Origin of the sequence: Flavobacterium fluvii, assembly GCF_900129545.1 — a bacterium.
GTDB classification, from domain to species: Bacteria; Bacteroidota; Bacteroidia; order Flavobacteriales; family Flavobacteriaceae; genus Flavobacterium; species Flavobacterium fluvii.
The window spans coordinates 640,110-655,838 of sequence record NZ_FQWB01000001.1 but is presented as its reverse complement, the minus strand read 5'-3'; the positions used below and the strand labels follow the sequence as shown (position 1 = coordinate 655,838).

At 31.7% G+C, this 15,729-nt stretch carries 14 protein-coding genes and 1 tRNA gene; 5 read left to right on the top strand and 10 right to left on the bottom strand.

All coding sequences use genetic code 11. The annotated features are described in order from the left end of the window. Window positions 1-9: 9 nt before the first annotated feature. The 4 genes from BUC16_RS02750 to BUC16_RS02735 form a co-directional block, all read right to left on the bottom strand. Window positions 10-726, bottom strand: coding sequence for a hypothetical protein (locus tag BUC16_RS02750; protein WP_073367757.1), 717 nt, complete (start codon window positions 724-726; stop codon window positions 10-12). Next, window positions 723-3,794: an Eco57I restriction-modification methylase domain-containing protein gene (locus BUC16_RS02745; RefSeq protein WP_073367756.1), complete on the bottom strand. Its 3,072-nt coding sequence runs from the start codon at window positions 3,792-3,794 to the stop codon at window positions 723-725. Before BUC16_RS02745 ends, BUC16_RS02750 begins: the two co-directional genes overlap by 4 nt. Window positions 3,795-3,857: 63 nt before the next feature. After that, complete coding sequence (locus BUC16_RS02740; RefSeq protein WP_073367754.1) at window positions 3,858-5,339, bottom strand: GH3 family acyl-acid amido synthetase; 1,482 nt, start codon at window positions 5,337-5,339, stop codon at window positions 3,858-3,860. 10 nt (window positions 5,340-5,349) lie between these two features. Beyond that, the gene (locus BUC16_RS02735; protein WP_073367752.1) at window positions 5,350-5,853 is read right to left on the bottom strand and encodes a peptidase; all 504 of its coding nucleotides are present in this window, start codon (window positions 5,851-5,853) and stop codon (window positions 5,350-5,352) included. Window positions 5,854-6,055: 202 nt separating this feature from the next. On the opposite strand from BUC16_RS02735, the gene BUC16_RS02730 reads away from it, so the two are divergent. After that, the gene (locus BUC16_RS02730) at window positions 6,056-6,256 is read left to right on the top strand and encodes a Sec-independent protein translocase subunit TatA/TatB (RefSeq protein WP_073367751.1); all 201 of its coding nucleotides are present in this window, start codon (window positions 6,056-6,058) and stop codon (window positions 6,254-6,256) included. 81 nt (window positions 6,257-6,337) lie between these two features. Here the strand turns inward: BUC16_RS02730 and BUC16_RS02725 are convergent, their stop codons facing one another. Beyond that, the gene (locus BUC16_RS02725) at window positions 6,338-8,461 is read right to left on the bottom strand and encodes a Tex family protein (protein WP_073367749.1); all 2,124 of its coding nucleotides are present in this window, start codon (window positions 8,459-8,461) and stop codon (window positions 6,338-6,340) included. A 55-nt stretch (window positions 8,462-8,516) separates the two neighbouring features. Between BUC16_RS02725 and BUC16_RS02720 the strand changes: the two genes are divergently transcribed. After that, the gene (locus BUC16_RS02720) at window positions 8,517-8,780 is read left to right on the top strand and encodes a DUF1294 domain-containing protein (RefSeq protein WP_073367748.1); all 264 of its coding nucleotides are present in this window, start codon (window positions 8,517-8,519) and stop codon (window positions 8,778-8,780) included. A gap of 81 nt (window positions 8,781-8,861) precedes the next feature. Here BUC16_RS02720 and BUC16_RS02715 read toward each other — a convergent pair whose 3' ends face one another. The 3 genes from BUC16_RS02715 to BUC16_RS02705 all read right to left on the bottom strand — a co-directional run bounded on the left by BUC16_RS02715 (window position 8,862) and on the right by BUC16_RS02705 (window position 11,184). After that, entirely contained in the window at window positions 8,862-9,782 is a 921-nt protein-coding gene (locus BUC16_RS02715) for a cation diffusion facilitator family transporter (RefSeq protein ID WP_073367746.1), read from the bottom strand. A gap of 6 nt (window positions 9,783-9,788) precedes the next feature. After that, on the bottom strand, window positions 9,789-10,217 hold the full coding sequence (gene rpiB, locus BUC16_RS02710) for a ribose 5-phosphate isomerase B (RefSeq protein ID WP_073367744.1): 429 nt from the start codon (window positions 10,215-10,217) through the stop codon (window positions 9,789-9,791). Window positions 10,218-10,950: 733 nt separating this feature from the next. Next, window positions 10,951-11,184, bottom strand: a complete 234-nt coding sequence (locus BUC16_RS02705) for a hypothetical protein (protein ID WP_073367743.1) — start codon at window positions 11,182-11,184, stop codon at window positions 10,951-10,953. 109 nt (window positions 11,185-11,293) lie between these two features. Here BUC16_RS02705 and rnr point away from each other — a divergent pair, with 109 nt between their 5' ends. The 3 genes from rnr to BUC16_RS02690 all read left to right on the top strand — a co-directional run bounded on the left by rnr (window position 11,294) and on the right by BUC16_RS02690 (window position 14,909). Beyond that, window positions 11,294-13,474 (top strand): ribonuclease R, encoded by a 2,181-nt coding sequence (gene rnr, locus BUC16_RS02700; protein WP_073367741.1) that lies wholly within the window; start codon window positions 11,294-11,296, stop codon window positions 13,472-13,474. An 11-nt stretch (window positions 13,475-13,485) separates the two neighbouring features. Beyond that, window positions 13,486-14,154 carry a head GIN domain-containing protein gene (locus tag BUC16_RS02695; RefSeq protein WP_073367740.1) on the top strand — a complete coding sequence of 223 codons (669 nt, stop codon included), beginning with the start codon at window positions 13,486-13,488 and terminating at the stop codon, window positions 14,152-14,154. A gap of 77 nt (window positions 14,155-14,231) precedes the next feature. Further along, on the top strand, window positions 14,232-14,909 hold the full coding sequence (locus BUC16_RS02690; RefSeq protein ID WP_073367738.1) for a LysE family translocator: 678 nt from the start codon (window positions 14,232-14,234) through the stop codon (window positions 14,907-14,909). Window positions 14,910-15,133: 224 nt separating this feature from the next. On the opposite strand, the gene BUC16_RS17700 is transcribed toward BUC16_RS02690, so the two are convergent. Continuing rightward, window positions 15,134-15,204: transfer RNA gene (locus BUC16_RS17700), tRNA-Cys, on the bottom strand. Between the two features lie 104 nt (window positions 15,205-15,308). Then, complete coding sequence (gene folB, locus BUC16_RS02685) at window positions 15,309-15,668, bottom strand: dihydroneopterin aldolase (protein ID WP_073367737.1); 360 nt, start codon at window positions 15,666-15,668, stop codon at window positions 15,309-15,311. Between the last annotated feature and the right edge of the window lie 61 nt (window positions 15,669-15,729).

Genomic DNA, 15,729 nt, shown 5'->3' with positions numbered 1-15,729 from the left:
GAATATAAATTAATTATTTTTTAACTCAAACCAATAATGTGCTAGTCTAATTTTAGTAAAATTCTTTTTTGAATGCGTAGAATTATATTTAGTAATTTTTGAATTTGAAAAAGAAGTTTCTTTAACTAATTTATCTTCTTCTAACCAAGTAATCTCTTTATTTGAACTCTTTGAAATTTGCCCATCAATCCATTCGTTAATTTTTTTATACCAATGACTTGAATTTTCTTGTTGAATATAACCAACCATTATACTGAAAGGAAGTTTGTTGCCGTGTTTACAAGTTTTAAATCGCTCAATACCACCTTGTTTTGTCACATTTTTATAACAAACATATTCCGTTTCTTGACTTCCTGAGTAAACAGGTGTTGGTAGTCTTTTAGCTTCGATAAAACAAATACATTTATGTTTAGAATACCTTAATGAGATTACTCCAATATCAGTAGAAGTATTTGATTCAATTGTTTTATACTGAAACTTAAAATGAAATTTATTTTCATTTTTTGGAATTTCAAAATTTAAAAATGAGTCAAAAACATTTGAAATATCATCTTCATTTTTCAACTCATTATTTCTTACTAACAAATCTTCATTTATTTTCTCATTCTCGTTTTTAAACTCAAAAAAGCCGTGAATATTCTCGTCAAAAACTTGAACTAAATTTTCATAAATAACATCTAATGATGGTGTTTTTTCTATGCCAAATGTTGATGAATTTCTAATCATTTCAATCCGTTTTCAATTATATCATCAAAAACATCATCTGCATCACGCAAGGCAATTGACTTCAACCAAAAACGTAAATTTTTAGGTTTAATAAATGTTATTGTATTTTCACCATAAATTTTTAATACTCTATTTACTACTGCATTTCTAGAGACGTTATTTTTAATAATTTCTTCTATTTGAAAATCAGCATTTTCAATAATTTTCGTTTCATGATTTTCGTTACTATAATAAAATTCTAAGGCGTAAAAATCATTGCCAATACACAGTTTTCTTAATCGCTGTTCTTTATTTTCTTTTTTATAAATAGAATTGAATGATTGGTTGAAGATGTCTGCGAAGTCATATAATATTTTATTTTCCTCTTTTTTCGAAATTATTTTATTTGTTTTAGCATCTTCACCAAGTTGCCAAGATGGATATGTAAAGTCTAAAACATCATTCATAATTATCTTTTCAGCAAAAGATAATTTAATTTCTGTTCCATTTAATGGAATTGCCCAATTATCAATATCTTGTTTTTGAATAGCTGTATTTCCTCTAAAATAAAATTGAGAACTTGTTGATATTGATTGTAAACAATAAACCCTTTGATTTTTAATAAGAGTTTCATATAAGATTTCTAAATAGTTGATATAATCCTGATCAGCACTTATTCCAATTATTCTTGAATCAAATGGAGTGTCTTCATACATCATATGAATTGGAATATTATTATCCTCTATAGATTCTTTAATTAATATTTGGGGTGCTGTAAATAATTCTTTTGTAACAATCCTATGAAATTCTATATCTTTATCAATCATTTCTTTTGTGAAACTATTATGATCTATATTATTTGCAGTTATTCCAAATTTACCATTTAAATAATCTGCTTTTTTAGGATTTTTTGTAACATTATTTTTAACCATATATCCTTCGGCATATCTTTTTTTTGGGAATTTTAAAATATTATATAAATAATCTTCCAAATTTGTTTGAGTCGAAGTCTTTTGCTCTAATTTATTTATTAAGTGATTTAATCTATTACTTCCAAGTAGATTTATTCTCCAAATATTTTTTTCATTACAAACACTTTCTTTGGGAATCTCAAAAAAATCATAGTAATCAAATTCGAAAGATATTCCATCTTTTGTGTTTTTTAATAACTTGGAAACTATATGTAAGGTTGAATAATCTTGTTTTTTTTCCTTTTTGTAAAAAATTGCACAAGTTTCAACCAAAGCTTTTTCAAATAAAACATCTTTTAGTAAAGTAAAATCAATTATTTGGTGAACATAAAATTGATTAAAAAAATGGCTTTTGTAATTTTGAGAATTTTCTTTTTTATTATGAATCAAAGAAGTTGATTTTTGAATAAAACATAAATCAGCTTTCTCTTTTAATAGAATTCCACTTGCCTCTAAAAACATTAAAGCTAATTGATAGCGAGGAACTTCAACCTTAAATTCAAACCCAACTGTTTTTAACTTATTAATATGTTTTAAATATTCTATTTTTCCTATTAATTTGAATGGTGGGTTTCCAATAATCAAATCAAAACTATTATGAAATTTGTGATACTCTTCTTTTGTTAGAAAATCAAAAAAGTCTTCTTTGAAAACATTATTATTTAGATTTATAAAAACTTTTCTTTTAGTGTCTTTAAAAACTTTTTCATTTGTCCATTTGTACCATATTTCTTCATTTGGCAACATTTGACACATTGCTAAAAGTAAGCTGAATTTTGATAATTTTACAGATGTAGGATGAATATCTACGCCAAAAATATTATTTGTTAGTATATTTTGAACAATTTCTAATTTAGGAATTGCCAAAATTCCATTTTCCATTTTTGCAACTCGCCATCTTTGAACTAATCTTTTAAAAGCAGAAGTGATAAAAATTCCACTACCACAACTTACATCTGCAAGTTTGACATTGTAATTTAAATCATTCTTTTTATTGGATATTGGTAAACATTCATCAATTAAAAAATTCACTAAAAAACTTGGAGTATAAACCGTGCCCTTTATCTTTTTGTCTATTTTAGGTATAAATTCTTCATAAAAATTGCTGATTAATTCAATAGGAATGTATTTGAATGAATACATTTTCCATAAATACAATGTTTTATTGCTTCCTAATTTTCCTTCTAAACATTCTGCAAGGCTAGAAAGATTTATTTTCTTAATTAGTTCTTTTTTATCTTCATTTAAATCAAAAACATTTCCATTAAAATGATTTTCAAATTTTTCTAATAATTCAATAAAATTATTATTATAAAGAAAGTCATATAGACTTGAATATTTTAGTTTCTTTTCCTTATAAAACTCTTCGGCAAAAGTTTTACCATTTTCTTCCAAGTATTTAATTAGTATACATTTAAAAAGAATTTCTTGTGCTAAACTTTCAGCATCATCTAAATTTTCTTTAAAAATTTCAAATCCTTTAAAAATCTCAATAAAACTTTTTCTAATTAGATTTAGTGCTTTAACTAGTTCTCCATATGCAGATGTATTATTTGAAAAATGTTTTGCTGCTTCATCAGTTTCCCAAAATAAATTAGTGTTTAACTTTTTAGCAGAGAAAAACTTTTTTAGTGGTACTAAATCAGATAATTCAAATTCTTTTTCGATTATACAATCTTCATTACTAATAGACTCTTCATTACTAAATAATTCATTTGATTTAGATTTTAATGATTTAATTTTGATAGGTTGCCTAGTATCAAATAAAGAAAGAGTCGTTTTTTCAATAAAACAAATGATATTTACTTGACAACTACTATAAACATTTCTATGAATTTCGGCTATTTTATTTTTATCATAAATCCCTGAGGAATTATCATAAAAATAAACCTGCGGAACACAAAAACGATTGTCATCGTAATATTTAAAATACACAGCATCAGCTTCAAGAATTTCTGCAAACTCTAATGCAATATAATGTTTAGGATGAAGATTTAAAGGGGGATTTTTGGCGAAAACTATTTCAGGAAAATCATTTTCAATAGAAGAATCAGTACTAAAAAAATCTAATTTTTTTAGTACTTCAATTAACAATTCATTCTCTTGAATTTTTTCCATGTAACAAAAATAATTTTTTGAAATGTAAAAAGCTATTATTTATGATTATTTCACTCTCTCATTTTAAATAAAAAAATCGACAATTTTTCTATCATTGCTCAATCTTGGAATTTTGTTTTGTCCGCCCAGTTTTCCAATGGATTTCATGTAATCTTGAAAACCGTTTTTGGCCACTTTCGTGATTACCACTTTTCGCAACACATGGCCCACAATCAAATCATCGTAATAGATATTTTGTTTGCGCATCGCATTGTCCAACGCTTCTGCAAAAGCATCGAAGTTTTCAGGTTCGTTCTCAAATTCGATAAACCATTCGTGATACGGCAAGCCTTCTTTTGGCGTAATTTGTGGCGCAACAGTGAATTCGTTGATGCGAATCTCCGTTCCGATTATAGCTTCCTGCAAAGCACTTTCGACTTCCTTTCCGATGACGTGTTCGCCAAAAGCCGAAATATAATGCTTGATTCTTCCCGACACAATTACGCGGTACGGTTTCAAACTCGTAAACTGGACAGTGTCGCCAATGTTGTAACCCCAAAGTCCCGCATTGGTAGAAATAATTAACACATAATTCACGTCCAACTCGACTTCGCCAATGGTGTGCCTTTTTGGATTTTCAGTATAAAATTCGTCGCTTTTGATGAATTCATAGAAAATTCCGGAGTTCAACAACAGCAACATTCCTTTTTCTTTTTGGGAATCTTGGTAGGCAAAAAACCCTTCCGAAGCGGGAAATAATTCGATACTGTCCACTTTTCTTCCAATCAGATTTTCAAATTTGGCTCGATAAGGTTCATAATTGACGCCGCCATAAATGAACAAATTGAAGTTTTTGAAAATTTCGCCCACAGGCCTGCCTCCTTTTTGTTGCAATTTTTCAAAATACATTTGCACCCAAGATGGAATTCCGGAAATCACGGTCATATTCTGGTCGAAAGTTTCTTCGACAATCGCATTTACTTTGGTTTCCCAGTCTTCAATGCAATTGGTTTCCCAGGAAGGCATTCGGTTTTTTTGCAAATATTTCGGAACAAAATGTGCTACAATTCCAGACAATCTTCCCAGTTTCACTCCGTTTTTTTCTTCCAAAATAGGACTTCCTTGCAGAAAAATCATTTTCCCATCGACAAAATCGGCATTTCCTGTTTCGTGAATGTAATGCAGAATGGCGTTTCGTGCCGCTTCAATATGAAAAGGCATCGATTCCTTCGTGAGCGGAATGTATTTGGCTCCTGAAGTCGTTCCCGAAGTTTTGGCAAAATAAAGCGGTTTGCCTTTCCAGAGCACATTTTCCTCTCCTTTCACCACCTTGTCCACATAGGATTTCAAACCTTCGTAATCCCGAACAGGAACTGCTTTGGCAAAATCTTCCGTCTTTTTAATTTGGTCGAAATGATGATCCTCCCCAAATTGGGTGTTTTTAGCTTGATGAATTAAATCCTCGAAAACTCGCTGCTGCGTTGCAACTGGATTTGTTGCCCAAAGCTGTGTTTTTCGGTAGATTTTGTGGGCAAAAAGTTTAGCAAAAAAAGGTTTTAAAGACATTGTGAAAGTTTTATTTTTTTTTCGCTTTTGATGCGTTGGATTGGGAATTTTTTTCTTCTTTGGCTACCTCTTTTCTTAATTCCAACTCTTCTTCCGAAGCGGATAAATCAAATTTAGAAGGCGTTTCTTCGCTCGCGGCCAATATGGAATCTTTGTTGAATTTGGCATATTCCAATTGACCAGTCAATACTTTTTGGATGGATTTGATGTAGGCTTCGTTTTTCTTCAAAGCCAAGGTCAACGAATCCGATTTCAAGGCCAATTCAGTGGCGTCCTTTTTTAATTTAGAAGAAGAATATCCCGGAATATACTCTCGCAAAGGAGTGAAGGCAATAATTACGGTGGTAAAAAAAATCAATAAAATCGCTCCCGAAGTGGCTACCACAAAAACATTCATTAGATTCAATTTAAAGGAAAAAATTTCTTCAAAAGTATCCTCGTTCAAAATAACCAATCGGTTTTTTGTGAACAATTTTTTATGAAGTATTTTTCTTTTAAGCCTCTTTTCAGACATATTTTGCGTTTATGTTACAAATATAATAATTAATGCCTTGATATTACTAGCCATTTTAATCGTTAGTTTTCCTGAGGATTCATTTATTTTACGAAAGTTTTAACTCTATTAAAGCTAAATAATTAACTTCAAATGATTTCATATTAACTAATTCTATATACCTTTGTGCCGTAAATTATGAATTAATTTTAAAATATATAAAATGAATTATCTAATTATTTTTTTGTCAATGCCTGGAGGTTCTGAATGGATATTTATTGGTATAGCTATTTTATTACTTTTTGGAGGTAAAAAAATTCCAGAATTAATGAGAGGTCTAGGTAGTGGAGTTAAAGAATTCAAAAATGCCGCTAAAGATGACAAACCAGCAGCCGATAAAAAAGAAGAAGAAACAAAAGAATAGATTTCTTGAGATTTCAAAATTTTAAAAAACCCAAATTACAATTCGAAAATTGCAATTTGGGTTTTTATTTTTGGTGATTTTTTATAAAATCATCGACAACTGAATTCGTTTTCTATCTTCATCGACCTCAGTGACTTTTACCTCAACGTGTTGGTGTAGTTTTACTACTTCGTTGACGTCACTCACAAAACCCGCTTTGAGTTGGGAAATGTGAACCAAACCGCTTTCCTTTAAACCAATATCTACAAAGCAACCAAAATTAGTAATGTTATTGACAATTCCTGGCAGAATCATTCCAGTTTTCAAGTCTTTAATCGTTTTTACATTCGGGTCAAATTCAAAAACTTTAGCTGATTTTCTTGGATCTAATCCTGGTTTTTCAAGCTCTTTGATGATGTCTTTTAGGGTTAATAAACCGATTTCCGGAGTGATATAATTTTCGGCCTTAATCAAAGCTGTTTTCTCTTTATTGGCAATCAAATCATTTACCGACAATTTTAAATCTTTTGCCATTTTTTCTACAATTCCATACGCTTCGGGATGTACGGCAGAATTATCCAACGGATTTTTAGCATTCGAAATTCGGATAAAAGCTACACCTTGCTGATAGGCTTTCTCGCCCAGACGAGGCACTTTTTTCAATTGTTTCCTGTCTTCAAAAGGGCCATTTTCCGAACGGTATTGTACAATGTTTTCAGCCAGCTTCTCTCCTATTCCACTCACGTAACCCAACAAATGCTTGCTCGCCGTATTGATGTTTATCCCGACCGAATTCACGCAACGAATTACGGTATTGTCCAATTCTTCCTTGAGTTTGGTTTGATCCACATCGTGTTGATATTGGCCTACGCCAATGGCTTTCGGATCAATTTTCACCAATTCGGCCAAGGGATCAGAAAGTCTTCGCCCGATAGAAACCGAGCCACGAACCGTCACGTCGTAATTGGGAAATTCTTCTCTAGCAATTTTCGAAGCCGAATAAACCGAAGCACCAGCCTCCGAAACGATGAAAACCTGAACCGGTTTATCGAATGCTATTTTCTTGATAAAGAATTCCGTTTCTCTCGAAGCCGTTCTGTTTCCTATAGAAATGGCATCAATTTTATACGAATTCACCATCGAACGGATTTTTTTCATTGCCATCGCTTCCTCGTTTTGTGGCGCGTGGGGATAAATCGTTTCGTTATACAACAAATCCCCTTTTTCGTCCAGACAAACTACTTTACAACCCGAACGAAATCCTGGATCAATTGCCAAAATTCGTTTTTCGCCCAAAGGCGGTGCCAACAACAATTGTCCCAAATTGTTCGCAAAAACCTGAATAGAATTGGCATCAGCCTTGGCTTTGGCTTCCTGCAAAGCTTCATTTGAAATCGCTGGATTCAATAATCGCTTATAGCTGTCTTCAATCGCTAATTGTACGTGTGGCGTACTTGGATTTTGACCTTTTAAAACCAATTCGTCAATAATATCATAGGCTTCGTCGATATCAACTTCTACTTTAAACTTGATAAAACCTTCATTTTCTGCACGAAGCATCGCCAGTAATCTATGTGAAGGCGCTTTTGTTAATGGTTCTGACCAATCAAAATACTGATTGAATTTTTGAGCATCTTGTTCGTCTTTTTTGGTTTTAACTACCTTAGTTGTGATAGTTGCTTTCCGTTCATACAAACGACGCAATTGTTTACGAACATAGATATTTTCGTTAATCCATTCGGCAATAATATCGCGTGCGCCTTGCAAAGCTGCATCTTCATTAATCACATTGTCATTCAAATATTTCGTCGCCAGAAAATCAACATCATCATTGTTTTGCGCCATTATAATTTTGGCTAATGGTTCCAATCCATTTTCACGGGCGACATCGGCTTTGGTTTTTTTCTTCTTTTTAAACGGTAAATAGAAATCCTCCAATTCCTGTAAATCGAAACTTTGCTGGATTTTTTTATCCAATTCTGGTGTCAATGCATTTTGCTCTTCGATCGATTTTAAAATCGCTTCTTTTCGCTTAACTATGACTTCATAATCCTTTTGAAGTTTGGCAATTTGTTCAATCAAAACCTCATCTAAATTTCCAGTTTTGTCTTTTCGATAACGAGAAATAAACGGAATTGTGCAGTCTTCTTCTAATAATTGAACCGTGTTTTGAATATTTATGGCTGCAGTCTGAACAGACTTGGCTATGAATTGTATGTTAGTCATTTTTTGATTTTTTCGGACAGCTAAAATAATATCTTTGAAACTTAATTTTAGTTAAATGGATATTTTATTCTGCTATTTTTTGATTTTGAATGGAATCACTTTTATGCTAATGGCTTATGACAAACATTTGGCAAAAACTCAAAAACAAAGAATTTCGGAACGGACACTTTTAGGCTGTGTTTTTTTGGGAGGAACTGTTGGTTCTGTATTAGGAATGCTTGCTTTCAGACATAAAACGGCTAAAAAAAGTTATCTTTTAAAATTTTGGCTGATTGTAATTGTACAACTTTTGATTATTTGGTTTTATTTCAACCATTGAATATCATTCTTAAAAAAATCCCCGTTTTTTGGCCTGGCTTTAATTATTTTTGGTGCGAAGCACCCGGTTTTTTCAGAAAATCTAATCCTGAACTATAAAGTCCTTGGAATCTTCTTCTTTTTTATATTCAGGTTGAATATTAATGTGATTGATATGGAATTTTTCTAACAAAACCTGCTCCACTTTATCCAAAAGAACATTAAACTCTGACATTTTTATGTCTTCGGAACAATCCAAATGGGCTTCGAGATGCAATTCTTCTTCGTTGAGATACCAAACATGAATGTGGTGCAATTTATTAACACCCGAAATTTTATGCACTTCACTAATAATATCATTGATGTCAAGATGACTTGGCGTAAAAAGCATCAGCATTTGAGTCGATTTTTTAAGCAAATCAAAACCAACAATTATCAAATAAATAGCAATAACCAACGTCAATACACTATCGACCCAAAACCACTGGAAATATTTCATCAACAATCCGCCAATCAAAACCGCAACCGAAGCCAGCATATCAGTGAACAAATGCAAATAAGCCGATTTCATGTTCAGGTTTTTATCGGCATCGTTTTTCAACAATAGTACCGACAAACCATTCATTGCAATTCCTAAAATGGAAAGCCAAATTACCAATCCGAATTCAATTATTTGCGGATGGAAAAAACGCTCGGTTGCTTCAAAAACCAAAAACAAAGCGACTACTATTAAAGTCATTGCATTGACAAAAGCCGCAATCAATTCGGCTCTTTTGTAACCAAAAGTCTGGTTTACCGAAGCTTTTTTTCTGGATAATTTATGGGCTACATAACTAAAAACCAAAGAAAGGACATCGGAGAAATTATGCAACGCATCAGATATCAAAGCCAAACTTCCCGAAAGAATTCCACCGATGACTTGCGCCACCGTAATGACAATATTCAAAACAATCGAAAACAACAGGTTTTTACCTTCTACCTGATGATGGTGGTGACCGTGGTTATGATTGTGATGGTTTTCCAAAATAGTTTAACAGCTTATTTTATCCACTCTATTTTGATGTCTTCCGCCTTCGAATTCGGTAGTCAAAAAGGTTTCCACAATTTCTATAGCTTGTTGAATAGAAGTATAACGAGCTGGAATACAAAGAATATTGGCATTGTTGTGCAAACGGGTCAAGTAAGCAATTTCTTTTATCCAACACAAACCTGCTCTTACTTTTGGATGCTTGTTTACCGTCATGGCAATACCGTTTCCTGAACCACAAATCACGATTCCAAAATCAACTTTTCCTTCAGCTACATCAAAAGCAACCGGATGACCAAAATCAGGATAATCGACAGAAGCGTCTGAATCGGATCCGTAATTAGTTACTTCATATCCTTTTGATTTTAAATATTTAACAATGGCTTTTTTATATTCTGGTCCTGCGTGATCGTTTCCGATGGAGATTTTCATAAGTAGATATTTATTTATTTTTATAGGTCATATGGAATTAGCATATCTTTGTTGGTATTTCGACCAATTTTAGGTAATGCTTATTTATGCATTAAATTTCGAACTGCAAATTTACTGAAAGAATTGCGTACTTTTTAAATATATCCAATTAAATATATAACATTCATGGTACTACTATACTGCATTTTAAAGAGAATGTTATTTACATAAATCCAGAAAAAACGTTGTTTTTTATACAATTAATATGTTAAAATAGTCCAGTGTTAACAGTGTTTTCTAAACGCTTGATAATCAGTTAACCTTAAATTAACATAAAGTGTTAACAACTTTGGATAGAAAATTAGAACTATTTCTTGTTCGTGTCAAATAAATTCCTAATCCAAAACCGGGATGAAAAAACCTAATTTAGTTTGGTCAATTTTTAGAAAAGTTATTGATAGAAAAAATAGTTTTGTTAACAAAAATCAAGAGTCAACTTATTTACAAAATTCCTGTTTTTTGAATTGTCAACAACTGTTGACAGTATTTTAAAATCACTTTAAAATGAATGATTTAGTTTGTTATAACAATGTTAATAAATCATTATAAAAAAGCTTAACCACAAAATCATCCTTTTAAAATTAAAGTTATTCCAACTATTAACACGCTATAATAACCATAAAAAATTTAATTTAAATTCCTTTTTCTTTTTGTTGTTTTTAATATATGTTGACAACTTTCAAATTTTAGAATTTCAAACAATTTTTAAATTATTATTTAATTCGTCCAATATTCTTTGAACCTTTTCAAAATCGTTGGGATGAATTTTTAGTTTTATTCCGCCGTAAGCATAGCTTGCCAATGGATCAATTGCAATCAAATGTTCATTCTGAAAAAAATAACGAATTCCTTCGTGTTCCAAAATTGATTTCAAAACCACGATTTCGTGTACAAAATTAAAAGTGGCAATGGTCTTGAACTCTTCCATTTGAATTGTTTTTTATAAAGATACAAAAGTTATATTTTAGATAAATATGAAAACGAAAATCTAAAAACCGAAATCTTATTCGTAATTTTAGACTTTTAAGAAAAGATTTATGAGTAAAAAACTGAGAAAACCAGTAAAAAAAGAGAAAGATTTCTCTGAAAAAATAATAAAAATATTAGCTCAAAATGCCAATAAAGCATTTAATTATAAGCAAATAGCTGCCATTTTAGAAGTTGATGACACCAAAAGCAGGAATGAAATCATCCGAGATTTAAAAATCCTGGCTTCCTCAAAAAAAATAGTGGAAACAGAACCTGGAAAATATCTAGTCAAAGCCATTAGTCAAGATTACTACGAAGGAAAAATAGACATGACAGGTCGAAAAACAGCTTATTTTGTTTGTCCTGAATTTGGTGAAGATGTCTTTATTCCAACCAATAATTTGAATAGGGCTTTAGACAAAGACACGGTTAAAGTTTATGTTTATAACCGAAGAAAAGGCAGAAGACCGGAAGGTGAAGTAATTGAAATCGTTGAAAGAGCGAAAACTGATTTTGTGGGTGTAATAGATATCCAGAAAAATTTTGCTTTTGTTTCGACTGCCAATCCCAAAATGTACACCGATATTTTTATTCCAAAGGATAAGTTAGGCGAAGCCGAACAAGGTGATGTTGTTTTGGTCCATATTGAAGATTGGCCAAAAAGAGCAGATAGTCCTTTTGGCTCAGTTATAAAAGTACTTGGAAAACCTGGAGAACACGATACCGAAATTCATGCCATCTTGGCTGAATATGGTTTACCGGCAGAGTTCCCCATTGAAGTAGAAACTTATGCCCAAAAAATAGACACTTCCATTACCGAAGAAGAAATCAAGAAACGTCGTGATATGCGTGATACGTTGACTTTCACGATTGATCCAAAAGATGCCAAAGACTTTGATGATGCCTTGTCATTCAAAAAGCTGGAAAACGGAAATTACGAAATAGGAATTCATATTGCAGATGTATCTCATTATCTTCAGGAAGGAACCATTTTGGATGATGAAGCTTATCAAAGAGCAACTTCGGTTTATTTGGTAGATAGAGTAGTGCCGATGTTACCGGAAGTTTTATCTAATTTTGCTTGTTCATTGCGTCCTCAAGAAGAGAAATATACGTTTTCTGCCATATTTGAAATTACCGAAAAATCACAGGTGGTCAATCAATGGTTTGGTAGAACGGTAATTTTTTCAGATCAACGCTTTGCTTACGAAGAAGCACAATACATCATAGAAACAAAAGACAACACTATTCCAGGAGAAATTTCAATTACGGGTAGTTCTTATGTAGTTTCGGATGAAATTGTCGCTGCAACGCTTAAAATGCAGGATTTAGCCAAAATTTTACGTAGAAACAGGATGAATGATGGTGCCATTTCTTTTGATAAAGTGGAAGTAAAATTCAACTTGGACAACGAAGGCGAACCAGAAGGTGTTTATTTCAAAATATCAAAAGATGCCAATCATTTGATTGAAGAATTCATGCTTTTGGCCAATAGAAAAGTGGCCGAATATATTGGAAAACAAAAGAAAACATTTGTTTATCGTATTCACGATGAACCTAATGAAGATAAATTGATTGCCATGCAAACCGTTATTGCAAAATTTGGTTACAAGATAGATTTCAGGAATAAAGGAGATATTTCAAAATCATTGAATGCTTTATTAAATGATGTCAATGGTAAAAAAGAGCAGAATTTAATTGATACTTTGGCTATTAGAACAATGAGTAAAGCCAAATATTCTACGGACAATATTGGACATTATGGATTGGCTTTTGATTATTACAGCCATTTTACGTCGCCAATTCGTCGTTATCCAGATGTTATGGTCCATCGATTATTGCAATATTATTTGGATGGAGGAAAATCGGTTGATGAGGAAAAATACGAAACAAAATGTTTACATTCTTCCACAATGGAAGGTTTGGCAACCAATGCCGAGCGTGATTCCATCAAATACATGCAGGTAAAATACATGCAGAACCACAACGACCAGGAATTCTTGGGCGTAATTTCTGGTGTGACCGAATGGGGAATTTTCGTTGAAATTATCGAAAATAAATGCGAAGGAATGGTGAGAATCAGGGAAATAAAAGATGATTATTACACTTTCGACGAGAAACAATATGCCTTGGTTGGAGCTACCACCAAAGCTTTACTGCAATTAGGAGACGAGATTTACGTTAAAGTTAAAAATGCCGATTTGGTTAAAAAACAATTGGATTTTAATTTTATAAGAAGAAATAATTAAATTTTAAAGTGATGAAAAAGATAATTTTAATGTTATTCGTGTTTGCAACGCAATTAAATTTTGGTCAAACTACCATCAAATTAAATGATTTTGATGAATTGAAAGTGTTTGACCAATTGAATGTAACCTTGATTCCGTCTAATGAAAATAAAATAGTCATTACTGGAACAAACCAGGGAAATGTAGAAACAGTCAATAAAAATGGTTTATTAAAAGTTAGAATTTCATTAACCAAAATATTGGAAGACAATAAGGATCTTAAAGTAACTTTATACTTTAAAAATATTGAAATCATAGATGCCAATGAAGGAAGCAATGTGAGTTGCAATACTGTTTTTAAACAAATTTCAATGGTTTTATCAGCCCAAGAAGGTGCCAGGATAGAAGCGGAACTTGATGTTGATAAAGCATCAATCAAGGCTTATTCAGGTGGAATAATTAGTTTAATGGGCAATGCTGTCACTCAAAAGGTTTCCATTAATTCTGGAGGTATTTTAAAAGCCAAAGATTTGGTAACTTCGCAAACCACCATCAACATATCTGCCGGTGGAAGTGCCGATATCAATGCAACGACATTGGTTGATGCAAAAGTAAATGCCGGTGGTTCCATTTCTATTTATGGTAAACCAAAACAAATAAAACAACAAGCGCTTGCAGGTGGAACAATTACTGAAAAATAATTAAATTACCCGAAATAAATTTTCGGGTAATTTTTTATAATTCAATAAATGAATCAATTTTTAAAAGTTTTTTTTTAATGATTAATGATATTTTATCGGGAATTCCTTGGGGAATTTTTTTAAGTTTTATGATAGGCCCAGTTTTTTTTATATTACTAGAAACTAGTATTATAAAAGGATTTAGAGCAGCGTTGGTATTTGATATAGGTGTAGTTTTAGGTGATATTGTTTTTATTGCGATTGCCTATTTGGGAAGTTACCGGTTAATAAAAAGTCTGGAAGATAATTCGGCTTTGTTTATGTTTGGTGGTATATTGATGCTGGCATACGGCGTTATTTCGTATATAGGTTTACATAAAGAAAAGAAGATAGATACCAAAAAAATTGACAGCGAGATTATTAGAAAAGACTATCTAGGTTTATTCATAAAAGGTTTTTTTCTAAACATTATCAACATTGGAGTATTGGGATTTTGGCTGGCTGTCATTATTTCGGTCGGGCCAAAATTGGAAATGGAAAACTCCAGAATGATGACTTTTTTCACCACGGTAATTTTGACTTATTTACTTATTGATTGTATAAAAATAGTATTGGCCAAGCAGTTAAAAACCAAAATGACGCCAAGCAATATTCTTAAAATAAAAAAAATTATCAGTATTGTTTTGATGGTTTTTGGAGTGGCTTTAATCATTCAAGGCTGGTTTCCAAAAGAAAAAGAAAAGCTAAAAGATGCTTTGGAAAGGATTGATAAATAGTTGTTTAATTAAAAAATATCTATAATAAAACCTTCAAGGAAACTTGAAGGTTTTATATTTTTATATGGATTCAGAGGATATTTTTTTTTAAAATTTAAACAAAAAAAACAGACACATTTCTGTATCTCTTCTTGAGGCATCGACCAGATTCGAACTATAACTTTACTTAATTTTTCCTAAAAATTAAACACAAAAAAACCCTCAAGTTTCCTTGAAGGTTTTAGAGGCATCGTCCGGATTCGAACCGGAGTAGGAGCTTTTGCAGAGCCCAGCCTAGCCGCTCGGCCACGACGCCAATTATTTATTGGTGTGCAAATATACTAAAAAAGTGGAAAGTGGAAAGCAATAATTACAAACTTTTACAAATTCGTAAATCGTGATTTCTAATTTCTAATTAATTTACTTTCTGTATTCTTTCATTTCAATCGTAACCGCTTCAACATCACCACCAATAGGCGGATTCAATTTTGAAACTCCCAATTTGATTCTTGAAATAGCTTCGATTTCATTAAAAATTCTTTTGATGATTCGTTGTGCCACGTGCTCCAATAAATTGGATCGAATAGCCATTTCTTCCACAACAATGCGGTTTAAATGTACATAATCTATTGTATCTTGTAAATCATCAGTAAGCGCTGATTCCTCTAAATCAGCTTTTATTTCTAAATCTACCGAGTAATCGGAACCAATTTTTCCTTCTTCAATCAAACAACCGTGATAGGAGTAGGTTCGGATATTTTTTAGTTTTATAATTCCCATTTTTTATTTTTTATTTGCATTTAAGATGCAAAGATACCTATAAAAATTGCGTCACAAATTC

Coding starts and splice junctions, on each gene's coding strand:
- BUC16_RS02750 (WP_073367757.1), bottom strand. CDS start 726: ATGATTAGAAATTCATCAACATTTGGCATAGAAAAAACACCATCATTA.
- BUC16_RS02745 (WP_073367756.1), bottom strand. CDS start 3,794: ATGGAAAAAATTCAAGAGAATGAATTGTTAATTGAAGTACTAAAAAAA.
- BUC16_RS02740 (WP_073367754.1), bottom strand. CDS start 5,339: ATGTCTTTAAAACCTTTTTTTGCTAAACTTTTTGCCCACAAAATCTAC.
- BUC16_RS02735 (WP_073367752.1), bottom strand. CDS start 5,853: ATGTCTGAAAAGAGGCTTAAAAGAAAAATACTTCATAAAAAATTGTTC.
- BUC16_RS02730 (WP_073367751.1), top strand. CDS start 6,056: ATGAATTATCTAATTATTTTTTTGTCAATGCCTGGAGGTTCTGAATGG.
- BUC16_RS02725 (WP_073367749.1), bottom strand. CDS start 8,461: ATGACTAACATACAATTCATAGCCAAGTCTGTTCAGACTGCAGCCATA.
- BUC16_RS02720 (WP_073367748.1), top strand. CDS start 8,517: ATGGATATTTTATTCTGCTATTTTTTGATTTTGAATGGAATCACTTTT.
- rpiB (WP_073367744.1), bottom strand. CDS start 10,217: ATGAAAATCTCCATCGGAAACGATCACGCAGGACCAGAATATAAAAAA.
- BUC16_RS02705 (WP_073367743.1), bottom strand. CDS start 11,184: ATGGAAGAGTTCAAGACCATTGCCACTTTTAATTTTGTACACGAAATC.
- rnr (WP_073367741.1), top strand. CDS start 11,294: ATGAGTAAAAAACTGAGAAAACCAGTAAAAAAAGAGAAAGATTTCTCT.
- BUC16_RS02695 (WP_073367740.1), top strand. CDS start 13,486: ATGAAAAAGATAATTTTAATGTTATTCGTGTTTGCAACGCAATTAAAT.
- BUC16_RS02690 (WP_073367738.1), top strand. CDS start 14,232: ATGATTAATGATATTTTATCGGGAATTCCTTGGGGAATTTTTTTAAGT.
- folB (WP_073367737.1), bottom strand. CDS start 15,668: ATGGGAATTATAAAACTAAAAAATATCCGAACCTACTCCTATCACGGT.